A 23,715-nucleotide genomic window follows, 5' to 3' on the forward strand; every position below is an offset into this window, starting at 1 on the left:
GCGTCCGCCCGCTTTTTGCGGAGAGGTGCGAAATTCGCCCGAAGGCGCTTCCCGTCGTCCCTCCGCTGGCGGAAGGACGACGGGGAGGTCGTTCTTTAGGCCGGCGTCTTTTGCTTGATCAGGCCCTTGTCGTGCAGCAGCTGGGCGATCTGCACCGCGTTCAGGGCCGCGCCCTTTCGCAGGTTGTCGGCCACGCACCACAGGGCGATGCCATGCTCGACGGTCGGGTCCTTGCGGATGCGCGACACGTAGACCGGGAACTCGCCCTGGGCTTCCTTCGGCGTGATGTAGCCGCCGTTCTCGCGCTTATCGACCACCACGATGCCTTCGGCGTCGCGCAGGATCTCGCGGGCGTCGTCCTCGTCCAGCGGGCCGGTGAACTCGATGTTGATCGACTCCGAGTGGCCCACCATCACCGGCACGCGCACGCAGGTGGCGACCAGCTGGATCGCCGGATCCAGGATCTTCTGGGTCTCGACGGTCATCTTCCACTCTTCCTTGGTGAAGCCGTCGTCCATGAAGACGTCGATGTGGGGGATGACGTTGAAGGCGATCTGCTTGGTGAACTTCTTCGGCTCGGGCGCGCCCAGGACGAAGACGCCCTTGGTCTGGTCCCACAGCTCGTCCATGCCTTCCTTGCCCGCGCCGGAAACCGACTGGTAGGTCGACACCACCACGCGCTTGATCGGCACCTCGTCGTGCAGCGGCTTCAGGGCCACCACCAGCTGGGCGGTCGAGCAGTTGGGGTTGGCGATGATGTTCTTGGGGATGGAGTTGACGGCGTCCGGGTTCACTTCCGGCACCACCAGCGGCACGTCCGGGTCCATCCGGAAGTGGCTGGAGTTGTCGATGACGATCGGACCGGCCGCGCCGATCTTCTCGCCCCAGGCGGCCGAGATCGACCCGCCGGCGCTCATCAGCACGATGTCGACCTTCGAGAAGTCGAACTGTTCCAGGTCCTCGCACTTGAGGATCTGATTGCCGAACGAGACCTCGGTGCCGATGGATTTGCGCGAGGCGATGGCGTGCATCTTCTCCACGGGGAATTTCACTTCCTCGAGGATGTTGAACATCTCGCGGCCCACGTTGCCCGTGGCGCCGACCACGGCGACCCGGTAACCCATCGCAGTCTCCAATCTTTCAGCCCCGACAAGGGGAAATGCGCCGTCCCGTTACGCCTGGGAACGCCGGTAGGCAAGGGCAGGGTTTTTCAAACAGGGCGGCGTATGGCCGCGCTTGAGGGAATATTTTTGCGAACGGGCGCTGGGGTGGCCCGAGACCCTTTTCAATTCCCGTCATTCCCGCCCTTGCGGCGGGAATGACGGGAGGAGAGGAGGGCGGGTGCGTGGACGCTTCGTCCAACTGGACAGCGCGCCCGCGCCGGGCGCATACCCACGCCATGCGCAAGCACGACGCCGACGTCATCATCGCCGGGGCCGGCATGGCCGGAACCACCCTGGCGCTCGCCCTCGCCTCGGCCGGGGTCAAGCCGCTGCTGGTCGATCCGCAGCCCTTCGACGCCCAGCTGGCCCCGACCTTCGACGGCCGCTCGTCGGCGATCGCCTATTCGTCGTTCCGCCAGTGGCGGGCGATCGGCGCGGGCGAGGCCCTGGCGCCCCACGCCCAGCGCATCGAGCAGATCCTGGTCACCGACGGCAAGGCGCCCGGCGCGGCTTCCGGAAAGCCGTCGCCCTTCTTCCTGCGCTTCGACAGCGGCGAGATCGCCGACCGCTCGGAAGGCGAGCCCCTGGGCTACCTGATCGAGAACCGCCAGATCCGCGCGGCCCTGTCGAAGACCGCGCTCGACAAGGGTCTGGAAGTCATCGCCCCCGCAGGCGCGGCGGGCCTTGAGGTCGACGCCGCCGAAGCCCGCGTGACGCTCACCGACGGCCGGGTGCTGACCGCGCCGCTGGCGGTCAGCGCCGAGGGCCGGGGTTCGGCCCTGCGCAAGGCGGCCGGCATCGGCGACATCGGCTGGGGCTACGGCCAGAGCGGCGTCGTCGCCACGGTGAAGATGCAGCACCCGCACGAGGGCGTGGCGCACGAATATTTCCTGCCCAGCGGCCCGTTCGCCATCCTGCCGCTGACCGACAACCGCGCCAGCCTGGTCTGGACCGAGAGCACCGCGCGCGGCGAAGCCCTGCGAGGCGCCTCGCCCGAGGCCTTCCACGCCCACCTGATGCGCCGGTTCGGCGACTTCCTGGGTGAAGTCGAGATGGCCGGGCCGGTGTTCGTCTATCCGCTGTCGCTGTCGCTGGCCGAGCGGATCACCGCGCCGCGCCTCGCTTTGATCGGCGACGCCGCCCACGGGGTGCACCCGATCGCGGGGCAGGGGCTCAATCTCGGTCTCAAGGACGCCGCGGCCCTGGCCGAGGTGGTGGTCGAGGCGATCCGCAACGGCGAGGACATCGGCGCCGAGGCGACGCTGGAGCGCTACGCCCGCTGGCGGCGGTTCGACAACGTCACCAACGCCCTGGCCTTCGACGGCTTCGTGCGGCTGTTCTCGAACGACAATCCGCTGCTGCGCATCGCGCGCGGCGTCGGCATGGCGGCGGTCAACCGCATCGCCCCGGCGCGCCGGTTCTTCATGCACGAGGCCGGCGGCGGCGTGGGCGACCTGCCGAAGCTGCTGCGTGGGACGGCGCTTTAGGAAGCCCCCTCAGTCGGCTTTGCCGACAGCTCCCCCGGAGGGGGAGCATCTGCGCGGCGCAATCCTCCCCCTCTGGGGGAGGTGGCCCGAAGGGCCGGAGGGGTAGCGCCGCCTACTCCCCGTCCGCCAGGCTGCGGGCTTCTTCCGGCAGCATGATCGGCACGCCGTCGCGGATCGGATAGGCCAGCTTGGCCGTATGGCTGACGAGTTCGCCGCGGGCGCGGTCGTAGAACAGCGGGGCGCGGGTCACCGGGCAGACCAGCACCTCCAGCAGGCGCGGATCGACATCGACGGGCGGGAGCGGAGGAGCGGCGGTCATGGCGCTGTTCTAGAGCCGGCCGGCGAAATGGGAAAGCCCCGCCGCCGGAACCTCCGGCGCAAGGTCGCGGTTGTCGCAGAAGCGATAACAACGATCTTGGATGCAGACATGACCGTCACCGAACGGATCTTCCTGAGCACCGCCGTGGCCGCCAGCGTCATGACCCTCGCCGCCTGCGGCTCCATGGGCGGTGGCTATTCCCCGCGCCTGGCGACCAACGCCGCCGACGAGAAGGCCTTCGCCAGCACCTTCGCCTCGTGCCGCGACGAGGTGCGGGGCGGCAAGACCACCGGCTTCAAGGTGCACCCGGCCAGCGCCACGGCCCGCGACCTGCCGCCCGGCCCGACCGGCCTGGTGCTCAAGGTCCCCTACGACAAGGCCAAGGGCAGCAAGAGCCAACGCGCCGCCCTCGACGAGCGGCACAAGGCGGCCATGGGCCAGTGCCTGTCCGAAAACGGCTACCAGGTTGCCGCCTGGGACGCCGTGAAGCCTTAAGCGATCGTCCCGGTCGGACAGGACTTCCCAGTGCTTCGCTTTTCGCTACCACGAGTAGTGTTCAACGGAGAGCTCGCGATGTCGATGTTCAAGGCGCTGACCCGGTTCGCGGATTTCAAGGGGCGGTCGGACCGGTCGGAGTTCCTGCAGTTCCTGCTGCTTGCCCTGACCCTGGCGGTGATCGTGAGCTGCGCCTGGGGCGCTGGATGGGGGTTGGCCGATGGGCTGAGAGGCCTGCCGCCCCGATCGCCGATGTCGCTGTTGCCGTTCATCGGCCTGTTCCTGGCCGTTCCGGCCCTGTCCGTCGCCATCCGCCGCCTGCACGACATTGGCCGCAGCGGCTGGTGGCTGCTGCTGAACCTCGTGCCGGGCGGGATCGCCGTCCTGATCGTGTTCGTCCTTCAGGACGGAAACCCCGAGGCCAACCGCTTCGGACCGCCCCAGCCGACCGCGCAAGACGGCGGCGCGACGGCCTCGGCCTGACGCGCCTCACGGCGTCCAATGAGGTTCGTTCCGTCCTTGGCGGGACCTTGTGCGGGCGGATCGACCGGCTAGGCTTGAGCGACCATGCAGGATCGCTCCCGACGCCTCGCCGATCTCCGCCAGCCCTGGGCGCGCGCTGAACTGCTCGCCTATCTGGAAGAGCTCGCGGCGTCCGATCCGCGCGCGATCTGGATCGACGAGACCCGTCGTGGACTGGTTTCCGGCATGGACCAGATCATCCACTTCTTCTTCGACGACCACGATCTCGATCATCGTGCGCTGGGCGACGTGCTGATCGACGAGGGCGAAGTCGCGGCCGTGAAGCCGGTGCTCTCCGCGCTGGACCATCTCGTGCAGCGGCTGCCGGACGGCGGCGACGACGACTATGCCGGCCACGCGGCGTGGCCGGCGGTCAGAAACGCCGCCCGCGAGGCGTTGGAGCGGCTGCGGGCCTGACGCTCCCCTACTGCAGCGACGGCGGTTCGTCGTCGTCCTGCGCGGCGTCGATTTCCAGCAGGGTGACCAGGGTGTTGCGGCGGTCGGCCAGGGTGCGGGCCTCCAGCAGGGCCTGCTTCTCCAGCGGATCGAACGGCAGGGCCATGGCCAGGCTGTTGATCAAGGCGTCCGAGGGCGCGGCGTGGGCCTCGCCCCAGTCGATGGCCAGGCCGCGGTGGTCGAGATAGCGGCGCAGGGCGTTCAGCAGCGGCGCGCCGTCGCCGGCGGGCTCCTGCTGGTCCTCGTGCAGGTCGAGGTCATAGGGCGCGAAGTCGGCCCGCACCTGACGATAGGGCGTGCGCACCGGCAGCTCCTCGCCGACCCGGAACCGCGCCACCCCGGTCAAGGTGATCAGGTAGCGGCCGTCGCTGGTCTCGGCGAAGCTGGTCACGCGGCCCGCGCAGCCGACCGGCGCCAGAGACGGCCTCTGCACGTCGCTCCCGGCCCGGGTCTGCACCATGCCGATGATCCGCTCGCCCGACATGGCGTCATCCAGCATGTTGAGATAGCGCGGCTCGAAGATGTTGAGCGGCAGCTGGCCGCCCGGCAGCAGCAAGGCGCCGTCCAGCGGGAACACGGGTATCACCAGCGGCAGGTCGAGGGTCTTCCGGTATACGCCCGGCATGGCGGCCTCCTTGACTGGATAGTGTGAACGCGCGGCCCCGCCAGGGTTTCCTAGCTGAACAGGATCGCCGACAGACGCTTGCGGCCCTGCTTGGCGATTTCCGAGGTCGGCCCGGCCGCCTCGAACACCGTCAGCAGCTGCTTGCGGGCCGCTTCGTCGTTCCAGGCGCGGTCGCGCTGGATGATGGTCAGCAGGTGGTCGCTGGCCAGGTCCAGGCGGCCGGCGCCGGCCAGGGCCTTGGCCAGCTCGAAGCGGGCCTCGTGATCGTCGGCGTCGGCGGCCAGGCGCTTTTCGAAGGCGGCCGTCTCGGACGGCGCGGCCTCGGCCAGCTTCAGGGCGGCGCGCACGCTTTCCAGGTCCGGATCCTTGGCGGTTTCGGGGGCCATGGCGGCGATCTCGGCCGCGCGCTCCAGGTCGCCGCCGGCCAGGTAGACGCGGGCCAGACCCCCCAGCGCCTTGATGTTGTCCGGCTCCATCTGCAGCACCTGGGCGAAGGCCTGGGCCGCGCCGCCCAGGTCCTCGACGTCCAGGCTCTCCTTGGCCATCGACAGCAGCTCGTCGACCGCGCCGGCGGCCGGCGGGCCCGAGATGCGCTCGACGAATTGCTGGATCTGGCTTTCGGGCAGGGCGCCCTGGAAGCCGTCCACCGGCTGGCCGTCGACGAAGGCGTAGACCGTGGGGATCGACTGCACGCGCAGCTGGCCGGCGAAGCCCGGGTTGGCGTCGACGTCGATCTTCACCAGCTTCACCGCGCCCTTGGCGGCGTTGACCACCTTTTCCAGGGCCGGGGTCAGCTGGCGGCACGGACCGCACCAGGTCGCCCAGAAGTCGACGATCACCGGCTGGGTCTTCGAGGCCTCGATGACGTCGGCCAAGAAGGTGGCGTCGGTCCCGTCCTTGATGTGCTCGCTCTTGCCGCCGCCGGCCTGGATGGGGGCGGGCTTTTCACCGATCAGGGACATGGGTCTTCTCTCACGCGCGGTCGCTCAGCGCCGCAAGATGGTCCTTGCCGGGCCGCTTCGCAATCTTCGCCGCGTCACGAGCGGATCATTGCTGTGAGGACCCCGGCCCCGGCGCCTGCCAGGGCCAGCCAGGTCAGGGTGATGCCGATGGCCCGCGGCGGGATCTTCGCCCCCGTCAGCATGCCGATCGCGTGGATCAGCCGGCCTAGGGCGAGGGCGATCGCGCTGGCCAGCACCAGCGCCGTCGGCGCGCCCTCCAGCTCGGCAAGGCCGATGGCGATCAGGCCGATCGGGACGTATTCGATGTAGTTGCCGTGGGCGCGGATGCGGGCGGTCAGCACCGGGTCGTCGCCCTTGCCGAGCGTGATCTGCGACTTCAGCCGATAGGTCGCCACCGGCACGCTGAGGGCCACCAGCCCCGCGACGCTCGCCACGCACAAAGCAGAAGTGATCGGCAACCAGGTCATGGCCCCTCCCTCGGGTTTGTTTTGCGGGAAGGATGCGGCCTGTGGTTGTGCCGCGCAAGCCTAGTCCTGGCCGCCCTCGGCCGCCGGCCGCAGTCCGAACCAGCCGCCGTCGGCGTCGAACAGCACCGCGTAGCGGCGCAGCACGTGGCGGCCGGTGTTCACGAAGGCTGTCTGCATCGGCGAGTTCACCAGCACCTGGCTGGGAGCCGCGTCGTCGGGCCGGCCCACCGTGAAGGCGAAGGTCGTGGCCGGCGCGGTCGGCACGGTCACGGTCACCGTCTCGCCGGCCGCCAGCACCTTTGCAGGGGCCTTGTCGTTGTGGTTGGTCTGCGTGACCGTCCGCAGGGCGCTTGGATCGGCCACGCCCAGATACATGGTCGGGATGCCGGTATCGATCAGCAGCGCGCCCGGTTGGGCGGGCAGGCGTCCGGCCGCGACCCGCATCGGCGCCTGCGGCCAGTCCAGCGGCCCGCCCGCGCCCGGCGGCCCCAGCTTGGCGAACCGGAAGCCGGCGGCCAGCGCCGGGGTCAGGCCCGCGTGCACGCCGTCGCGCGTCACCACATAGCCCCGGCGAAAGGTCGCCGGCGCGATCGGCCGGCCGTCGATGGCGACGATGTTCAGCAGCGGGTTCTTGTCGGGCGTGCCCTGCGACTGGCCGTTGCCCTCGCGCCCGAAGCCGACGCCCATATAGGCGATGCCCTTGGGCAGATCGATCCGGGCCTTGGGCGCGGCGCAGGTCCCCGGCGCGGCCTTCACGTCGTAGCCGGGGCAGTTGAGCTCGGTCTCGACCACCAGCACAGGAACCTGCGACCGGGCGACCTCGACGCCGGCCCCATCGAGGAAGGCGACGCTGGTCGGAACCCAGTGGCCGATCCACAGCCGCTTGCTGCTGCTCAGGAACTCCCAGCCGGGCTTGTATCCCGCCGTCTTGGCGGGGCTGTAGCCGGGCAGGTCCGCCGCCGAGATCACCAGGCCCGTCGAGCCGGTGTCCATCACCACCGGCGGCGGCCTGAAGGCGCCCAGCGGCCCGTCGAGGCGCAAGGCCACGGTCGGCGCCGTCGTGAACGGCGCCTGCCCGGCCGGCCAGGGCGTGAACGGAATGAACCGGGCCTGGTCGAAGGCTTTCAGGTCGGGTCCCAAGGCGGGCTGCGATTGCGCGCAGGCCTGGGTCGTCAGCGCCGCGCAGGCCAGGACCGCGGTCAGGGCGGGTCGGAAAGCCAGATGCATGGAGAGCCTCCTCGAGGGTGGAGTTAGCGCGCCTTCATGCAACTTAAAATGTAGAAAGGCCGTCCGGTTTCAAGCTGAGCTGGAAAAAGGCGGCCGACCCCGTCTCAGCCGATCCCGTCCTGGCCGACCCCGTCCTGGCCAACGACGGCCATGGCTTCGAAGTCGACGATCATCGGCTTGATTCCCAAGGCGGCGAGGAACTTGCGGAAGCCGGCCTGGCTGACGGCGGTGGTGGCGTCGTTCTTCAGTGGATGGAAGTTCACCGGATCGGCCTGCCCCAGCGCCTTGTCGAGCACGAAGCGGATGCGCCGCTCGCCGTCGTTGATCAGGCCGAAGGCGGTGACCGAGCCCGGCGTCACCCCGAGAGTCTCGACCATCATCGCCTCGGGGCCGAACGACAGCCGGCCCGAGCCGATCACGTGGTGCAGCTTCTTGAGGTCGATCACCGTCTCGCCCAGCGCCGAGATCAGCCACAGCTGGCCCTTGGCGTCCTTGAGGAACAGGTTCTTGGTGTGGCCGCCGGGCAGGGCCTTCTTGATCTCCAGCCCCTCCTCGACGCAGAACACCGGCGGGTGGTCGAGGGTGGAATGATCGACGCCGTGGGCGTCGAAGAAGGCGATGAGGTCGGCGCGGGTCTTCATGGTCCCTGTAAAGCGAAGGGCGGGGCGGCTGGTCAAGCCGCCCCGCCCCCGATCTGGCGTCCTGGCGCGTCGCTTACTGGGTGAGCGGGCGCAGGATGATCTCGACCCGGCGGTTCTGGGCGCGGCCCTCGGCGGTGTCGTTGGTGGCGACCGGCTGGCGCTCGCCCTGGCCGGCCACGAACAGGCGGTCGGGCAGCACGCGACCGGGACCGGTCAGATAGGCGGCCACCGAGCCGGCGCGACGCTCCGACAGACCCTGGTTGTAGTCGTCCGGACCGGTGGAGTCGGCGTGGCCGACCACGTCGATCGTGGTTTGCGGATAGGCGTTCAGGGTGCGGGCCACGTCGTCGAGCACGCGGGTGAACTGCGGCTGCACGTCCGACTTGTCGACGGCGAAGGTCACGTCGCTGGGCATGACCAGCACGATCTGGTCGCCGTTGCGGCGGATCGCGACGCCCGAGCCTTCCAGGCTGCGGCGGAAGTCGGCCTGCTGGCGGTCCATGTAGGCGCCGGTCGCGCCGCCGGCCAGGGCGCCGATGCCCGCCCCGATCAGGGCGTTCTTGCGGCCCTGCTCGCCCTTGTTGGTGTTGGTCAGATAGCCCAGGGCCGCGCCGATGCCGGCCCCGGCCAGGGCGCCCGTGCCGGTGTTGTTGCGCACCGGCATGCCCGTGTACGGGTCGGTGGTGGTGCAGGCCGTCATGGCGCCGGCGCCGATCAGGAGGGCGCCCAAAGCGGCGGCGCGGAAGGCGGTCTTGTTGGTCATCTGCCGTCTATCCCGTGAAGTGTTCGATTAGCGGATGAAACGCACCCGTTATGGTCAAGTTCCGACAAACCACATGAGCGGGGGATGAACGGCCTTCGTTCCGCCGCCTCTTGGGTGTAGTAAGGCCCGTCTTACTAATATCCGAAGGCCAACCGTGTCCGCATCCGCCATCGAGCCCGTCTCGTTCACCCTCTACAGCAAGGACTTCGACCGCTTCTCCAAGGAGCTGGGCGCCTCGTTCGAGCGCTATGGCTTCGCGGTGCTCTCGGAATACGACCTGCCGCAGGACCGCATCGACGCGGCGGTGGACGACGCCAAGGCCTTCTTCGCCCTGCCGGTCGACACCAAGAAGCAGTACGCCGGGGTCAAGGGCGGCGCGCGCGGCTACATCCCGTTCGGGGTCGAGACCGCCAAGGGCGCCACGCACCACGACCTGAAGGAATTCTGGCACATGGGCCGCGACCTGCCGCCCGGCCACCGCTTCCGCGCCACCATGGCCGACAACGTCTGGCCGGCCGAGATCCCGGCCTTCAAGCATGACGTCAGCTGGCTCTACAACGCGCTCGACAGCATGGGCGGCAAGGTTCTGGAGGCGATCGCCACCTACCTGAAGCTCGACCGCGACTTCTTCAAGCCGACCGTCGAGAACGGCAATTCGGTGCTGCGCCTGCTGCACTATCCGCCGATCCCGCAGGACGCCACCGGCGTGCGCGCCGGCGCCCACGGCGACATCAACACCATCACCCTGCTGCTCGGCGCCGAAGAGGGCGGCCTGGAGCTGCTCGATCGCAACGGCGACTGGCTGCCGATCAACCCGCCGCCGGGCTGCATCGTCGTCAACATCGGCGATATGCTCGAGCGCCTGACCAACCACGTCCTGCCCTCGACCGTCCACCGCGTGCAGAACCCGCCGCCCGAGCGCCGGAGCGTGCCGCGCTACTCGACGCCGTTCTTCCTGCACTTCGCGTCGGACTACGAGATCAAGACCCTGCCCAACACCGTCACCGCGGAGAACCCGGACCGCTATCCGGAGTCGATCACCGCCGACGAGTTCCTCCAGCAGCGCCTGCGCGAGATCAAGCTGGCCTGATCGGGCCGCCGAGGTCTCCGAAACGACGAAGGCCCCGTCCTCGCGGACGGGGCCTTTTTCATGCGTGCTTCGAGGGGCGCCGCTCGCCCGCTGCTCGCCCGCTACTGGGCGATCCGCAGCGCCGATATCTGCTGGGAGATGGCCTTGAAGGCGGTCTTCAGCTCGGTGGCGTTGGCCGGGAAGTAGGCGTAGTCGCTGCTGGTGGCGCAGGCGCTGAGCATCGACTTGGCGGTGGCGTCGCTGCCGACGTCGAAGCCCACCGTGTAGATGATGATGTTCTTGGCCTTCATCTTGGTGCACAGCGTCTGGGCCTGGGTGAAGGCGTCGCCGTTGGTGGCCGCGCAGTTGATGTGGTCGGCCGTGCCGCCCGAGCCGGAGCCGGCGTCCTTGGCGATCACGCCCTTGCAGTAGTTGGTGTTGAACGCGCCGTCGGTCATCAGCACCACCACCTTCATCAGGTCCTCGGCGCCATAGGCGGCCGGCTTCTGCGACGTGTTGGGCCACAGGTACGAGAAGTTCGGCGAGACCATGTACCAGCCCCAGGCCAGGCCGATCTGGCCGGCCGTCGAGCCGCCCACCGCCAGGGCGTTGATCTGGGCCTTCAGGGCCGTCTTGTCGGTGCTCAGCGGGGTGATGATGCTGGTCGGGCAGGGGTTGGTCGAGCTGGCGCCATAGGAGGTCGAGGCCGGGTAGTTGCGGCCGACCAGCGAGGTGCTGGGCGCGTCGTCGGTATAGGCGTAGGTCCCCGTGCGCTCGGTGGCGCAGGTGCTAATCGGGAAGCTCTCGCTGGTGCTGCTGGCGCTGGTGAAGTTGAAGAAGGCGCAGCTGATGTCCGAGCGCGCGGTGCTGTAGCAAGAGCCCGTGCCGCCGGTTCCGGCGGTGGTGTACGAGGTGCCGACGATGTTGGTGTCGAAGGTCGTCGTGGTCTTGTAGGTGATCGTCGGCTTCTGGCTGTTCAGGGCCGTCATGCCGCTGATGCCGCTCAGCAGCACCTGGTCGCCGGTCTGGAAGTTGTGCGTCGAGGCCGTGGTGATCACCACCGAGCAGGTCGAGGTCAGGCACTTGTAGATCGTGCCGGCCGAACCGGTGCTGGTGATGCTGCTGCTGGGCGTGACCTTGAAGGTGGTCGTCGACGGCACGCTGGTCACGGCCAGGATCTTGGAGTTCAGATAGCTGGAGCCGGTGCCGGTGATGTAGACGTAGTCGCCCACCGCCAGGCCGTGCGTTGCCGAGGTGGTGATCGTCGTCGGCGAGCCCTTGGTGTAGGCCGAGATGGTCTTGGTGGCGCTGTACCAGGCCGCGCTGCTCAGCGTGCTGGACGGAACGGCCCCGCGCACGCTGTCGGCATAGGTGCTGACATTGACGCCGATCGAGTACGGCACGATCGCGGCCTTGGAATAGTAGGGCGTCTGCACGTCCTGCACGACGGTGTCGATCAGGTCGGCGGCGGCGGTCTTCAGGGCGCCGATGCGGCTGGTGCCGTCCATCGAGCCGGTGATGTCGAGCACCAGGGCCACTTCCAGGTTCTTCGACGAGCGCACCACGTAGGACTTGGCGCTGGTCACCAGCGGCTTGTTGTTGTTGATCAGGCCCAGGATGATCGGCGAGATCGAGATCGAGGCTTCGCCGATGACCTCCTTCTTGGAGTCGACGTAGAACTTCGACGTGGCCGTGGTGGAGCCGAGTTCGGCCTTGAGGGCCGCGCTGCCGGTCGCCGTCAGGGTGCTCTCGTCGGTGGCGGTGGTGCGCGCGGCGATCAGGGTCGCGGCGTCCAGGGCGTCCTGCAGGCGGCGCCGCTCCAGGCTCATCCGGCTGACGTCGACGACGCCGAACACCAGGATCGACAGCGGCAGGATGCTGAGAGCCACCCAGACGGCGATGCCGCCGCGCGTGTTCGAACCGAGGCCGCGCAGGCGCGTGGCGACACGGGCGAACGCCCCGCCCAGACGGGCGGCGAAGCGGCTGTGGACGGTCATCGGCGGAGTGCCCCTCGTTCTATCGCCGGGCAGCATGACAGCTGACGGTGAACAGGCGGCAAACGCCGGAGAAGATTCAGTTTCCCGCCGGGCTCGCCGTTCTGCGGGCCCGCAGGAAGTCGACGAAGGCCCGCAGCGGGGCGGGCATGTGCCGCCGGCTGGGGTAGTAGAGGAAGGGTCCGTCGAAGGGCGGGTTCCAGTCTTCCAGCACCGGGACCAGCCGGCCGGCGGCCACCGCCGGCGCCAGCAGGCCCTCGAAGCTCATCACCAGGCCAAGCCCCTCCTCGGCGGCGCGGATCTCCAGTTCCGACGACGAGGTGACCAGCGGTCCCTCTGGCGAGACGCGGATGATCTCGCCGTCCTTCTCGAATTCCGGAACGATCATCGCCCCGCTGGGAAAGCGGTGGCGGATGCAGGGCATGGTCAAAAGATCGCGCGGATGGCGCGGAACGCCGTGGCGGGCCAGGAAGTCCGGCGAGGCCGCGGCCTGGTAGCGCTCGGGCCCCGACAGCGGCACGGCGATCATGTCCTTCTCCAGCCGCTCGCCATAGCGCACCCCGGCGTCGGCCCCGGCCGCCAGCACGTCGACGAAGCTGTCCTCGACGATGATCTCCAGCGTGACGCCCGGATTGGCGCGCAGGAACGGGCCGATCAGTTCGCCCAGCGACAGCTTGGCCGCCGCGCCCGGCACGTTCAGCTTCAGGGTTCCGGTCGGGCTGTCGCGGAACTGGTTCACCGCGTCGAGGGCGCCGGCCACCTCGGCCAGAGCCGGACCCAGGCGCTCCAGAAGGCGTTCGCCGGCCTCGGTGGCGGTGACGCTGCGGGTGGTGCGGTTGAGCAGGCGCACGCCCAGCGCCGCCTCCAGTCGCCGCACCGCCTCGCTCAGCGACGAGGCCGACACCCCTCGACCCACGGCCGCTCCCCGGAAGCTCCGGGCCCGGGCCACGGCGGCGAAGGCGTCGAGATCGGCGAGGTCGGGGTTGGCCATTGTGCGAATTTCCGAACGGCTCGTGCGTGAGTGAGCGGATTATCGCACAGGTCGCGCGACGGCATAGTCGCCTCGTCAAACACCGCGGCGCTCGGGTCTCCCCAACCGAGCCCGCCCCGCACGAAGGAGATCGCCATGCGCACCCTCAAGCTCGGAAACACCGGTCCCGCCGTCTCGGCCCTCGGCCTTGGCTGCATGGGCATGTCCGACCTCTACGGCCCCGCCGATCGGGCCGAGAGCATCGCCACCATCCACGCCGCCCTGGAGGCCGGGATCACCCTGCTCGACACCGGCGACTTCTACGGCATGGGCCACAACGAGATGCTGATCGCCGAGGCGCTCAAGGGCCAGGACCGCGACAAGGCGCTGATCAGCGTCAAGTTCGGCGCCCTGCGCGGCCCGGACGGCGCCTTCCTCGGCTATGACAGCCGACCCAAGGCGGTGAAGAACTTCCTGACCTATTCGCTGCGCCGCCTGCAGGTGGACCACATCGACGTCTACCGGCCCTCGCGCCTGGATCCCGACGTGCCGATCGAGGACACCATCGGCGCCCTCGTCGAGCTGCGCGACGCCGGCTACATCCGCCATATCGGCCTGTCGGAAGTGGGCGCCGACACCATCCGCCGCGCCGCCGCCGTCGCCCCGATCAGCGACCTGCAGATCGAATATTCGCTGCTGTCGCGCGGCATCGAAGAGGCCATCCTGCCGACCACCCGCGAGCTCGGCATCTCGATCACCGCCTACGGCGTGCTGTCGCGCGGCCTGATCAGCGGCCACTGGGACAAGACCGCCCAGCCCGCCGCCCGCGACTTCCGCGCCTACTCCCCGCGCTTCCAGGGCGAGAACCTCGACCGCAACCTGGCCCTGGTCGAGACCCTGCGCGGCGTCGCCCAGGCCAAGGGCGTCAGCGTCGCCCAGATCGCCATCGCCTGGGTCGCCTCGCGCGGCGACGACATCGTCCCCCTGGTCGGCGCCCGCCGCCGCGATCGCCTGTCCGAAGCCCTGGGCGCGCTCGACGTCGTGCTCGGCGCGGACGACCTGGCGGCCATCGAGGCGGCCGTGCCCAAGGGCGCGGCGGCCGGCGAGCGCTACGCCCCGGCGATGATGGCGCACCTCGACAGCGAGAAGTGAGGGGGCCTTCCTCACCTCCTTCCTTCCCGTCATTCCCGCCCTTGTGGCGGGAACCCCTCTGTCAGCCGCAAGGGCGAGTGGGGCGGCGTGCTCGGCACGCCGCCGGCGCTTCCCGTGTCAGCGGAACCAGGGGTTCTCGCCACAAGGGCGAGAATGACGGGAGTAAGGGGGTAAGCGCGCTGATCTCGCCCTCAACGGTTTCCTCCGGCGCCGACAAGTTCTAGGCAGGGCGCGGCAATCGCGGAGGCTTGGCATGAACGGTTTCAATCGGCGCACGGTGCTCGGCGGCGCGACGGCCGGCCTGATGCTCGCTCCCGCCGCTCTTGCCGCAACCGGCAAGGCCAAGGTGCTGATGCTGTCGGATCTGCACTCGGCCTACGGGATCATGCCGGCCCTGCTGGAGACCATGCGCCGCATCGTCCGCCGTGACGCCACGCCCAGCCTGATCCTGCTGAACGGCGACCTCTTCGAGGCCGGCAACGTCGTGGCCAAGCGTAGCGACGGCGAACTCGACTGGGCCTTCCTGGAAGCCGTCGCCAAGCTGGCCCCCACGGTCATCAACATCGGCAACCACGACGCCGACCTGGTCGAGGACATCGCCGCCGCCGCCGACCGCGCCCGGGCTCTGGGCATCACCGTGGTCAGCAACATCGTCGACAAGCGCACCGGCCGGCCGATCGCCTCCTCGCGCGCCACGCTCGACCTTGGCTTCCCGGTGCATCTGGTCGGCTGGGCCACCAATTCGATCGACACCTATCCCAAGGCGATCCGGCCCGACCTGTCGATCCCGGCGCCGACGCCGTGGGCGCAGGCCAATCTGCCGTCCGCTCCGCCCAGCGACGGCCTGCTGGTGGTGATGAGCCACGCCGGCCTGCCCGCCGACCGGCCGCTGCTGGCCGGCCTGCCGGACCGCACCCTGTTCCTGGGCGGCCACAACCACCTGACGGTCGAGCACGCGCGGGGGTCCAGCCGCTACGTCCACACCGGCGCCTGGGGCCAGCCGCTGACGGTGGCCACGATCGATCGCGCCCGCAAGGCCGACCCGATCCGCATCTCCCGCGTCGTGGTCGATCCCAATGGACCGGCGGATCCGGTCCTCAAGCGTCACGTCAAGGAGGTGCTCGCCGCCCGCCTGCAGCCCGAGGAGCGGGCTGTGGTCGCCCGCGTGCCCAAGGCCCTGTCGCTGGGCGACACCGGCCGCAAGGTCGCCGGCCTGATGGCCAGGGCGGCCGGCGCCGACGTCGGCTTCATGGGCCACACCACCATGGGCATGGGCCTGCCGGCCGGCGAGCTGACCCGCTACGCCTACGACTCCGTCGTCCGCTTCGACGGCGTGATCATGAAGGCGGAAATCGACGCGGCGACCCTGGCCGACATCCTGTCGCGCACCGACCAGGATCGCGGCTTCCCGTTCGACAGGCTGACCGGCGACTTCGCCTACGCCAGCGGCCCCACGCGCCCCGACAAGACCCATCTGACCATCGTCACCACCGACTGGTGCGCCGGCCGCCAGAAGGAATATTTCGGCCGCGAGGACCTCGTGTTCAGCAAGACCGACCTGAAGGTGAAGCCCTCGATCCTGGCCGGGCTGGCGGCGGGCTAACGCTCTTCGACCATGGCCCGGAACGAGGTCGGCCAGTCGGTCTCGTCCATGCCGATGCACTCGGCCGAGGCGTCGCGGATCAGGGCCAGGCGCTGGCCGTCCCACACCCAGTCGCGCCGCTGCCCGCAGCCGTAGTAGCGGTTGTCGCGGAACACCGCCGTCAGCACCCGCGTCTGGTAGTCGAAGGTGACGTTGGTCAGCTCCGGGGCGCCGCCGGCGGGGGCGTCGCCGAAGGCCGGCAGCGGCAGCAGCCGGCCGGCGTCGTCGGTCATGTGCAGCTTGGCGTCTTCGTTGATCGACACGCCGCTGCAGTTCGACACCCACAGGATCTTGTTGGGCGACAGGCGGACGATGGCGAATTCCGACAGGGCCTCGCAAGCCTTGGCCACTTCGGGCGGCGTCGATGGCAGGTCGGCCGAGGGCGGCGCGGCCGGGCGGCGCACGATCGGCGGCGAAGCGGCCACGCCGGGCTTGGCCCGAGACCAGGCCAGGGCCGCGCCGGCGTCCTTCAGGGCGATGGTCGCCGCCGGCCACGGATCCGAAGTCAGGCCCAGCTTCAGGCTGGCCCCGGCCTTCAGAGCGTCGAGCACGCGCTGGATCTCGGCGTCGTCATAGAGCACCGCCCGCGTCGACGGGCGGTTGGCGCGGCCGGGCAGGGTCGCCGACCACAGCGTCGCGCCGGCCTTGTCGGCGATCTCGATCTTGAGTTGACCCTCCGACGGGCGCTGCGAGCGCACCCCGGCGCCGAACACCAGCCGCCGGCCGCCGGCGGTCTCGGCCAGCAGCACATAACCCGGCTGGGCCAGGGTCTCGCCCGCGCCCCAGGTCGAGCAGCCGACGGCGTCGCACAGCCCATGCCAGTTGGCGGCGTCGTACGCCTCGGCCGCGCGGGCCTGCGCCGCCGCTCCGAACAGGACGACGGGCGCCAGCACCGCCGCCAGCCAAGGTCTGTCGATCATCGAAGCACGCCCCCGGAAAACACTCCGGGAGTAGAGTTCGTCGCTCGACCTGCCGTCAAGCGTGCGGCGCTATTCCACCGTCACCGACTTGGCCAGGTTGCGCGGCTGGTCCACGTCCGCGCCCTTGATGACGGCGACGTGGTAGGCCAGCAGCTGGATCGGGGCCGACATCACCAGGGTCGAGACCAGCGGATCGCTGGCCGGGGCGGTGACGACGACCTTGGCGCCGGCCGGGGCGTGCTTCACGCCTTCGGTGTCGGTGATGAAGATCACCTGGCCGCCGCGCGCCATGACCTCGCTCATGTTCGAGGCCGACTTTTCAAACCAGCTGTCATGGGGCGCGAGGATGACGATCGGGGTCTTGTCGTCCACCAGGGCGATCGGGCCGTGCTTCAGCTCGCCGGCGGCGTAGCCCTCGGCGTGGATGTAGCTGATCTCCTTCAGCTTCAGCGCGCCTTCAAGGGCCAGGGCCGACATCGGGCCGCGGCCGAGATAGAGAACGTCGCGGGCCTTGGCGACGTCGGCGGCGATTTCCTTGATCGCGCCTTCCAGGTGGATGGCCTCGGCGATCAGGCGCGGGGCCTCCAGCAGCACCTTCACCAGGCGCTGCTCCTCGGCCGCGTCGATGGTCCCGCGCGCCTTGGCGGCGGCCACGGCGATGGCGGTCAGCACGCTGACCTGGGCGGTGAAGGCCTTGGTCGAGGCCACGCCGATCTCCGGCCCGCAGTGGATCGGCCAGACCACGTCGACCTCGCGGGCCATGGTCGATTCCGTGGCGTTGACGACCACGGCGCTCTTCATGCCCTTGGCCTTGCAGTAGCGCAGGGCCGCCAGCGTGTCGGCGGTCTCGCCCGACTGCGACATGGCCACGACCAGCGCGCCGGGCCGCAGGGCCGGCTGGCGGTAGCGGAACTCCGAGGCGATCTCGACGTCGACCGGCAGGTCGGCCAGCTGCTCGATCAGGTACTTGCCCACGACGCCGGCGATGTAGGAGGTGCCGCAGGCGACGATCTGGATGCGCTCCAGCTTGGCCCAGTCGATCTCGCCCGGGATGGCGGTCTTGCTGGTCAGGGCGTCCACATAGGCCGCGATGGTGCGCTGGCACCCCTCGGGCTGGTCGTGGATCTCCTTTTCCATGAAGTGGCGGTAGTTGCCCTTCTCCATCATCACGGCGCTGGCCGGCACCACGCGCACGGGGCGGGTCACCGCCGCGCCCGAGGCGTCGAAGATGCGGGCGCTGTCGTGGTCGAGGGCCACGTAGTCGCCCTCGTCGAGATAGATCACCCGGTTGGTGAACGGGCCGACGGCGAGCGCGTCCGAGCCCAGGAACATCTCGCCCTGACCTTCGCCGACCACCAGCGGGCTGCCGCGGCGGGCGCCCAGCACCAGGTTCTCGGCCCCCTCGATCAGCACGGCCAGGGCGTAGGCCCCGGTCAGCCGGTCGAGCGTGGCCTTGAAGGCGTCCAGCGGGGCCAGGCCCGTGGCCAGCTCGGCGTCGATCAGATGGGCGATCACCTCGGTGTCGGTGTCGCTGGAGAAGGTGCGGCCGGCGGCGGCCAGCTCGGCCTTCAGCTCGGCGAAGTTCTCGATGATGCCGTTGTGCACCAGGGTGACGCGGCCGGCCGAATGCGGGTGGGCGTTCTTCAGGTTCGGCTCGCCGTGGGTGGCCCAGCGGGTGTGGCCGATGCCGGTGGTGGCGGTGAGAGGCTCGGCGGCCAGCACCTCTTCCAGGGCCTTGATCTTGCCCTTGGCCCGGCGGCGTTCGACGCCCGTCCCCACCACGCCCGCTATGCCGGCCGAGTCGTAGCCCCGGTACTCGAGCCGCTTGAGGCTCTCGACCAGACGCTCGGCGACGGAGGCCTTACCGACGATGCCGATGATGCCGCACATGGGACATGATCCTTTGTAGAACGCGCCGGGAGGATTATTGCTACCCGTACGGGATATTTCGAGCGCGGCCTTTAGCACTCGCGCAGGGACCGGCGACGTAAATCTGCATTTCGGATCGTTTCGCGGTCCAGACTCCGCCCCGGCGAGGCTCTATATGGGCCGCGCAAGTTCACTTAAGCGACATGAAGACCCCCATGAGCAAGCGCGCCTATTTCGGCACCGACGGCATCCGCGGCCAGGCCAACAAGCACCCGATGACCGCCGAAGTCGCCCTGCGCGTCGGCCTGGCGGCCGGCAAGCTGTTCCGCTCGCAGGACGACCGCCGCCACCTGGTGGTGATCGGCAAGGACACCCGCCTGTCGGGCTACATGATCGAGCCGGCCCTGGTCGCCGGCTTCACCAGCGTCGGCATGGACGTGCGCCTGTTCGGCCCGCTGCCCACCCCGGCCGTGGCGATGATGACCCGCTCGATGCGCGCTGACCTCGGCGTGATGATCTCGGCCTCGCACAACAATTTCGCCGACAACGGCATCAAGCTGTTCGGCCCCGACGGCTACAAGCTGTCGGACGAGCAGGAACTGAAGATCGAGGCCCTGATGGGCGAGGGCCTGCAGGAAGGCCTCGCCGCCCCGCGCGATCTTGGCCGCGTCAAGCGCATCGACGACGCCCAGGCCCGCTATGTCGAGATCGTCAAGGCGACCTTCCCGCGTCACCTGTCGCTGTCGGGTCTGCGCATCGTCGTCGATTGCGCCAACGGCGCGGCCTACAAGGTCGCCCCCACGGCCCTCTACGAGCTGGGCGCCGAGGTCATCAGCCTGGGCGTCGATCCGGACGGCACCAACATCAACGAGGAATGCGGCTCGACCCATCCCGACGCGATGGCCAAGCTGGTCCGTGAATACCGCGCCGACATCGGCATCGCGCTGGACGGCGACGCCGACCGCCTGGTGATCTGCGACGAGAAGGGCCTGATCGTCGACGGCGACCAGATCATGGCCATCATCGCCGGGGCCTTCGCCCGGGCCGGCAAGCTGAAGGCCGGCGGCGTCGTGGCCACCGTGATGTCGAACCTGGGCCTCGAGCGCTCGCTCAAGGACCTGGGCCTGACGCTGGAGCGCACCGCCGTGGGCGACCGCTACGTCATGGCCCGCATGCGCGAAGGCGGCTTCAACGTCGGCGGCGAGCAGTCGGGCCACCTGATCCTGTCGGACTTCTCGACCACGGGCGACGGCCTGATCGCCGCCCTGCAGGTGCTGGCGGTGATGATCGAGACCGGCCAGCCGATGAGCGCCCTGGCCCGCCAGTTCGAGCCGGTGCCGCAGCTGCTGGAAAACGTCCGCTTCGCCGGCGGCAAGCCGCTGGAGGCCAAGACCGTGAAGGAAGCCATCGCCGACGGCGAGGCCGCCCTCAACGGCAATGGCCGCATCGTCGTGCGGGCCTCGGGCACCGAGCCGCTGATCCGCATCATGGCCGAGGGCGACGACCCGGCCCTGGTGCGCAAGGTCGTCGGCGACATCGCCTCGGCCGTGAAGGCCGTCTGACGCCCTTCAATTCTTGGCGAGGCGTTCGGGCGTGGCGGCGTAGCGGCCGACCAGGCCCAGGGCCTCGCCCACCGCCTCGTGCTCGGCGCCCAGCAGCTTGGTCAGCTCCTGGATGGCCGGGGTCACCCCGGCCGTCAGCACGTCCCTCAGGCTGTCGGCCTTGATCGGGTCGGGCGAGCGGCCGTGCAGCATGGCGGTCTTGATCCGCTCGGCCTCCTCCAGGCCGCCCTTGACCAGCCCGCCCAGGATCGCGTCCTCGAACAGCTCGAACGGCGGGCAGGTCAGGCACGGCCATGGGCCGGGCAGCTTGATCTTGTCGATCTCGGCATAGGGGAAGCGCAGCTCGTCTAGCAGGTCGAACAGCGACTGGGTGATCCAGCACGGACCGTAGGTCCGCACGATCCAGCGCCGCAGCACCCCGCCCAGCTCCAGGGCCGTCAGGCGTGGCGCGTACTCCTGGAACCCGGGGGTCTGGAAGTGGCTGACGAAGGTCGTGAAATAGAGGCAGCGGGTGGTGTAGCCCGGCGGGCTGAGCCAGCTGGCCAGGTTGATGTAGTAGCGGCTGATCTTGGCCCAGTTGTCGCCGTTCTCGGCCTTGATGTCCCCGATGTTGACGTCGAACCAGTGGTGCCAGGTCGAGTCCGTCGCCACCCGGCCCACCCCCGCCCGGTGGCCGTCATAGACGCTGATCATCGGGAAGCGCGACCGGGCCGGCTGGGGACCCTTGGAGAAGACGTAGGGCGGCGAGGCCAGGGTCGCGCCGTAGGCGATCACGGTCGGCTCGGGCTTGGGACCGCCGCTCAGGGCGTCCGGATATTCCGCCTCCTTGCCCTCGCCGAAGTCGTAGGCGGCGTCGAGATCGATCGTGCCGGTGTCGTGGCACAGGCCCTCGTGGGCGTGATCGGGCATGACGTCGATCGGCCCGAGGGTCGGGTGGCAGAGCACCGGATGGGGCCGCACCTTCTCGAGGAAAACGCTGATCCGCTGGCGCTGCCAGGGTTCCCAGTCGATCGGCTGCGGGGTCAGGTCGCCCTGGTGGGGGCCGTTGCCCAGCGCCAGGGGGCCGCCCGGCCAGCCCGGCTCGTAGGCGGGCGAGGGCGGGCGCAGGGTGTCGATGCGGTCGGGCGTGTCGATCGGCGGCACGCCGTCGGCGTTGGTCCAGCGCCGCATCGAGCGGATGCGCGGCATGCGCCAGCACATCGAGGCGCCCAGATAGTCATGGTCGCCGGTGGCGAACAGGCCGCCCTTCTTGGTCTTCATCCACTTGGCCAGATAGGCCAGCTCGGTGTCGGTCGAGGCGGTGGGGTGGGCCTCGATGGGCGCGTCCGAATTGCCGCCGCTGTTGTTCGGCGCGAAGCCGAAGCACCAGATCTGCTCGTAGCGGTCGATGACCTTGGCGGCGCCGTCCTGCATGTCGAACCGGAAGTTGACGTACTTGGCGGCGTAGGGGTCGGCCGGGACGACGACCGCCGGCGTTCCCGCGCCCCGCAGGGCGATGTCGATGCGGAACCGCATGCAGCCGACCTTGGAGGCGCGGATCAGCTCGATGACCGAACCGACGCCGAAGCCCTCGCCGGGAACGGTGGCGATGTTGAAGTCGACCACCACCAGGATGTCGACGACGGTGTTGAGCGCCAGGACCGGCTTGAGAGCCTCGGTCAGCGGGCCGATGAACTCGCGATTGATGCGGGCGGAAGCAAGGAAATCAGAGAACGCCACAGCAACCTCCGATTGATTTATGTTCCAATGCTATCTATGCGCCCATATCGATCGTCGGTAAACCCAGGGCTGTCGGTTGGGGGTTATTTTTGGTGTGAATGCACCAAAATTGGCGAAAAAGCGGCGAAAATTCGCCCGAAAGGCGATGGCCAAGGTTGTGTTTCGTCAGTTTCGTGACATCGTCGAGTCCGTGGTTAACGGCGCGAGCCCCCACAGCGCCGGGCCACGGGAGGATGTTCCAGGTGTTCCACACGCAGGATACGCGGCCCGTCGCCGCGCCCGGACTTTTGCACAGCCGCGACTTCCGACGCGCCCTGTTCTTCGGCGGCGTGCTCAGCAGCGCCTTCTGGCTGGCCACGGCCTGGCTGGCGGGACGGCTGTTCCTGAACCTCTGAGGCGGTGCGACCCGTCCGGCGACAGGCCTCCGTCTAGCGGCAGGCCCCGGCGACAGGCCGATGACGTTTTCTAAAAAGGGTTGAGGTTCAACGGCGAACCCAACAACGCTGGCTCGTTCTTCACCCAGCGAAGCTTGGTTCATGACGTCATCCTCCGCACTCGCCCCGGCCCCTGTTCGGACCAAGAGCCACTACGTCATCCTCGACGGCCTGCGGGGCGTGGCCTCGCTGATGGTGGTCGTCTTCCACCTGTTCGAGGCCTATTCCGGCGGCAGCCCGCAGAAGCAGATCATCAACCACGGCTACCTGGCGGTGGACTTCTTCTTCCTGCTGTCGGGCTTCGTGATCGCCTACGCCTATGACGACCGCTGGCCCCCTGGCCAAGGCGCTGGCATGAGCCAGTGGGACTTCTGGAAGCGCCGCCTGGTGCGTCTCCAGCCGATGATCATCATCGGCGGCCTGGTCGGCGCGGCGTTGCTGGGCCTCCAGCACTGGTCGCTGTTCCCCAAGTTGGCGACGGCCACGACCTGGCAGGTGATCGGCGTTCTGCTGCTGGGCTTCGTGATGATCCCGCTGCGGCCCTCGGCCGAGATCCGCGGCTGGGGCGAGATCTATCCGCTGAACGGCCCGCAATGGTCGCTGTTCTACGAGTACATCGCCAACGTCCTCTACGCCGTGGGCCTGCGGAAGCTTTCGAACCGTTGGCTGGGAGGCCTGGTGGCGCTGTCGGCCATCGCGCTGATCTGGCTGCTGGTGCGAGGCCCGCGCGGCGACGTGATCGGCGGCTGGGCGCTGGACGCCAATGGCGTCCAGATCGGGCTTACGCGGGTGATGTTCCCGTTCTTCGCCGGCGTGCTGCTGATGCGCCTGGGCAAGCGGATCAAGGTCGGCCACGGCTTCTGGGTGTGCAGCCTGCTGCTGGTGGCCGCCTTCTCCCTGCCGCGCTTCGGCGGGACGGAACGGCTGTGGCTGAACGGTCTCTATGAGGCCGCCTGCATCATCCTGCTGTTCCCGCTGATCGTCGCGATCGGCGCCGGCGAGAAGGACGCCAGCGGCCCGTCGTTGCGGATCGCTCGCTTCTTCGGCGACCTCTCCTACCCGCTCTACATCACCCACTATCCGCTGATCTACATCTACACCGGCTGGGTCATCGACCGGAAAATCCCCGCCGCCCAGGGCGCGCTGGTCGGGGTCGGGGTGTTCGTGGCGGCGGTGGCGATCGCCTGGGCCAGCCTCAAGCTGATCGACGAGCCGGTGCGGCGGTGGCTGGCGGGGCGGGTGCTGGGGCGCTAACCC

At 69.2% G+C, this 23,715-nt stretch carries 23 protein-coding genes and 1 pseudogene; 11 read left to right on the forward strand and 13 right to left on the reverse strand.

The features are described from left to right. Nucleotides 1-95 precede the first annotated feature (95 nt). On the reverse strand, nt 96-1,124 hold the full coding sequence (locus AC1RRS_RS17885; protein ID WP_487290171.1) for an aspartate-semialdehyde dehydrogenase: 1,029 nt from the start codon (nt 1,122-1,124) through the stop codon (nt 96-98). Between the two features lie 275 nt (nt 1,125-1,399). On the opposite strand from AC1RRS_RS17885, the gene AC1RRS_RS17890 reads away from it, so the two are divergent. After that, nucleotides 1,400-2,650 (forward strand): UbiH/UbiF/VisC/COQ6 family ubiquinone biosynthesis hydroxylase, encoded by a 1,251-nt coding sequence (locus AC1RRS_RS17890; protein ID WP_492856399.1) that lies wholly within the window; start codon nt 1,400-1,402, stop codon nt 2,648-2,650. A 112-nt stretch (nt 2,651-2,762) separates the two neighbouring features. Here AC1RRS_RS17890 and AC1RRS_RS17895 read toward each other — a convergent pair whose 3' ends face one another. Beyond that, nucleotides 2,763-2,969, reverse strand: coding sequence for a Trm112 family protein (locus tag AC1RRS_RS17895; RefSeq protein WP_110119879.1), 207 nt, complete (start codon nt 2,967-2,969; stop codon nt 2,763-2,765). Between the two features lie 108 nt (nt 2,970-3,077). On the opposite strand from AC1RRS_RS17895, the gene AC1RRS_RS17900 reads away from it, so the two are divergent. From AC1RRS_RS17900 to AC1RRS_RS17910, 3 genes are all read left to right on the forward strand, one after another. Further along, the gene (locus AC1RRS_RS17900) at nt 3,078-3,464 is read left to right on the forward strand and encodes a hypothetical protein (protein WP_487290170.1); all 387 of its coding nucleotides are present in this window, start codon (nt 3,078-3,080) and stop codon (nt 3,462-3,464) included. Nucleotides 3,465-3,542: 78 nt separating this feature from the next. After that, on the forward strand, nt 3,543-3,947 hold the full coding sequence (locus AC1RRS_RS17905; RefSeq protein ID WP_492856287.1) for a DUF805 domain-containing protein: 405 nt from the start codon (nt 3,543-3,545) through the stop codon (nt 3,945-3,947). Nucleotides 3,948-4,031: 84 nt separating this feature from the next. Then, complete coding sequence (locus tag AC1RRS_RS17910; protein WP_492856288.1) at nt 4,032-4,403, forward strand: SCO4402 family protein; 372 nt, start codon at nt 4,032-4,034, stop codon at nt 4,401-4,403. Between the two features lie 7 nt (nt 4,404-4,410). On the opposite strand, the gene AC1RRS_RS17915 is transcribed toward AC1RRS_RS17910, so the two are convergent. The 6 genes from AC1RRS_RS17915 to AC1RRS_RS17940 form a co-directional block, all read right to left on the reverse strand. Beyond that, a complete protein-coding gene (locus tag AC1RRS_RS17915; RefSeq protein WP_492856289.1) occupies nt 4,411-5,067 on the reverse strand; it encodes an LON peptidase substrate-binding domain-containing protein in 657 nt (218 codons plus the stop codon). 50 nt (nt 5,068-5,117) lie between these two features. Further along, nucleotides 5,118-6,029 carry a thioredoxin gene (trxA, locus tag AC1RRS_RS17920; RefSeq protein ID WP_492856290.1) on the reverse strand — a complete coding sequence of 304 codons (912 nt, stop codon included), beginning with the start codon at nt 6,027-6,029 and terminating at the stop codon, nt 5,118-5,120. Between the two features lie 74 nt (nt 6,030-6,103). Next, nucleotides 6,104-6,496, reverse strand: a complete 393-nt coding sequence (locus tag AC1RRS_RS17925; protein WP_492856291.1) for an MAPEG family protein — start codon at nt 6,494-6,496, stop codon at nt 6,104-6,106. A gap of 60 nt (nt 6,497-6,556) precedes the next feature. Further along, a complete protein-coding gene (locus AC1RRS_RS17930) occupies nt 6,557-7,723 on the reverse strand; it encodes a hypothetical protein (RefSeq protein WP_492856292.1) in 1,167 nt (388 codons plus the stop codon). Nucleotides 7,724-7,827: 104 nt separating this feature from the next. After that, nucleotides 7,828-8,364, reverse strand: a complete 537-nt coding sequence (locus tag AC1RRS_RS17935; RefSeq protein ID WP_492856293.1) for a prolyl-tRNA synthetase associated domain-containing protein — start codon at nt 8,362-8,364, stop codon at nt 7,828-7,830. 73 nt (nt 8,365-8,437) lie between these two features. Next, nucleotides 8,438-9,127, reverse strand: a complete 690-nt coding sequence (locus tag AC1RRS_RS17940) for a YiaD family glycine zipper/OmpA-like lipoprotein (protein ID WP_487290163.1) — start codon at nt 9,125-9,127, stop codon at nt 8,438-8,440. 154 nt (nt 9,128-9,281) lie between these two features. Here AC1RRS_RS17940 and AC1RRS_RS17945 point away from each other — a divergent pair, with 154 nt between their 5' ends. Then, nucleotides 9,282-10,217: an isopenicillin N synthase family dioxygenase gene (locus AC1RRS_RS17945; protein ID WP_110119871.1), complete on the forward strand. Its 936-nt coding sequence runs from the start codon at nt 9,282-9,284 to the stop codon at nt 10,215-10,217. Nucleotides 10,218-10,318: 101 nt separating this feature from the next. Here AC1RRS_RS17945 and AC1RRS_RS17950 read toward each other — a convergent pair whose 3' ends face one another. Together AC1RRS_RS17950 and AC1RRS_RS17955 are read right to left on the reverse strand one after the other, a co-directional pair. Continuing rightward, nucleotides 10,319-12,193 carry a ubiquitin-activating E1 FCCH domain-containing protein gene (locus tag AC1RRS_RS17950; protein ID WP_492856294.1) on the reverse strand — a complete coding sequence of 625 codons (1,875 nt, stop codon included), beginning with the start codon at nt 12,191-12,193 and terminating at the stop codon, nt 10,319-10,321. Between the two features lie 76 nt (nt 12,194-12,269). Then, the gene (locus tag AC1RRS_RS17955) at nt 12,270-13,181 is read right to left on the reverse strand and encodes a LysR family transcriptional regulator (protein WP_492856295.1); all 912 of its coding nucleotides are present in this window, start codon (nt 13,179-13,181) and stop codon (nt 12,270-12,272) included. Between the two features lie 135 nt (nt 13,182-13,316). Here AC1RRS_RS17955 and AC1RRS_RS17960 point away from each other — a divergent pair, with 135 nt between their 5' ends. From AC1RRS_RS17960 to AC1RRS_RS17970, 3 genes and pseudogenes are all read left to right on the forward strand, one after another. Beyond that, a complete protein-coding gene (locus AC1RRS_RS17960; protein WP_492856296.1) occupies nt 13,317-14,312 on the forward strand; it encodes an aldo/keto reductase in 996 nt (331 codons plus the stop codon). Beyond that, nucleotides 14,309-14,474: pseudogene (locus tag AC1RRS_RS17965) on the forward strand (hypothetical protein); the annotation flags it as partial. The gene AC1RRS_RS17960 and the pseudogene AC1RRS_RS17965, both read left to right, overlap by 4 nt. Nucleotides 14,475-14,565: 91 nt before the next feature. Next, nucleotides 14,566-15,915 (forward strand): metallophosphoesterase, encoded by a 1,350-nt coding sequence (locus AC1RRS_RS17970; RefSeq protein WP_492856297.1) that lies wholly within the window; start codon nt 14,566-14,568, stop codon nt 15,913-15,915. On the opposite strand, the gene AC1RRS_RS17975 is transcribed toward AC1RRS_RS17970, so the two are convergent. Further along, nucleotides 15,912-16,874 carry a DUF1176 domain-containing protein gene (locus AC1RRS_RS17975; RefSeq protein ID WP_492856298.1) on the reverse strand — a complete coding sequence of 321 codons (963 nt, stop codon included), beginning with the start codon at nt 16,872-16,874 and terminating at the stop codon, nt 15,912-15,914. The two genes, AC1RRS_RS17970 and AC1RRS_RS17975, sit on opposite strands and share 4 nt — an antisense overlap. A gap of 69 nt (nt 16,875-16,943) precedes the next feature. After that, nucleotides 16,944-18,764 (reverse strand): glutamine--fructose-6-phosphate transaminase (isomerizing), encoded by a 1,821-nt coding sequence (gene glmS, locus AC1RRS_RS17980; RefSeq protein WP_492856299.1) that lies wholly within the window; start codon nt 18,762-18,764, stop codon nt 16,944-16,946. Nucleotides 18,765-18,958: 194 nt separating this feature from the next. Between glmS and glmM the strand changes: the two genes are divergently transcribed. Beyond that, entirely contained in the window at nt 18,959-20,305 is a 1,347-nt protein-coding gene (glmM, locus tag AC1RRS_RS17985; protein WP_487290156.1) for a phosphoglucosamine mutase, read from the forward strand. Between the two features lie 6 nt (nt 20,306-20,311). Here the strand turns inward: glmM and AC1RRS_RS17990 are convergent, their stop codons facing one another. Further along, a complete protein-coding gene (locus AC1RRS_RS17990; protein WP_492856300.1) occupies nt 20,312-22,024 on the reverse strand; it encodes a hypothetical protein in 1,713 nt (570 codons plus the stop codon). Between the two features lie 242 nt (nt 22,025-22,266). On the opposite strand from AC1RRS_RS17990, the gene AC1RRS_RS17995 reads away from it, so the two are divergent. Both AC1RRS_RS17995 and AC1RRS_RS18000 read left to right on the forward strand, forming a co-directional pair. After that, nucleotides 22,267-22,419, forward strand: coding sequence for a hypothetical protein (locus AC1RRS_RS17995; protein ID WP_158285907.1), 153 nt, complete (start codon nt 22,267-22,269; stop codon nt 22,417-22,419). A 141-nt stretch (nt 22,420-22,560) separates the two neighbouring features. Next, nucleotides 22,561-23,712, forward strand: a complete 1,152-nt coding sequence (locus AC1RRS_RS18000) for an acyltransferase family protein (protein WP_492856301.1) — start codon at nt 22,561-22,563, stop codon at nt 23,710-23,712. Nucleotides 23,713-23,715 lie beyond the last annotated feature (3 nt).

Source organism: Caulobacter sp. GW821-FHT12A07 (genome assembly GCF_058807655.1).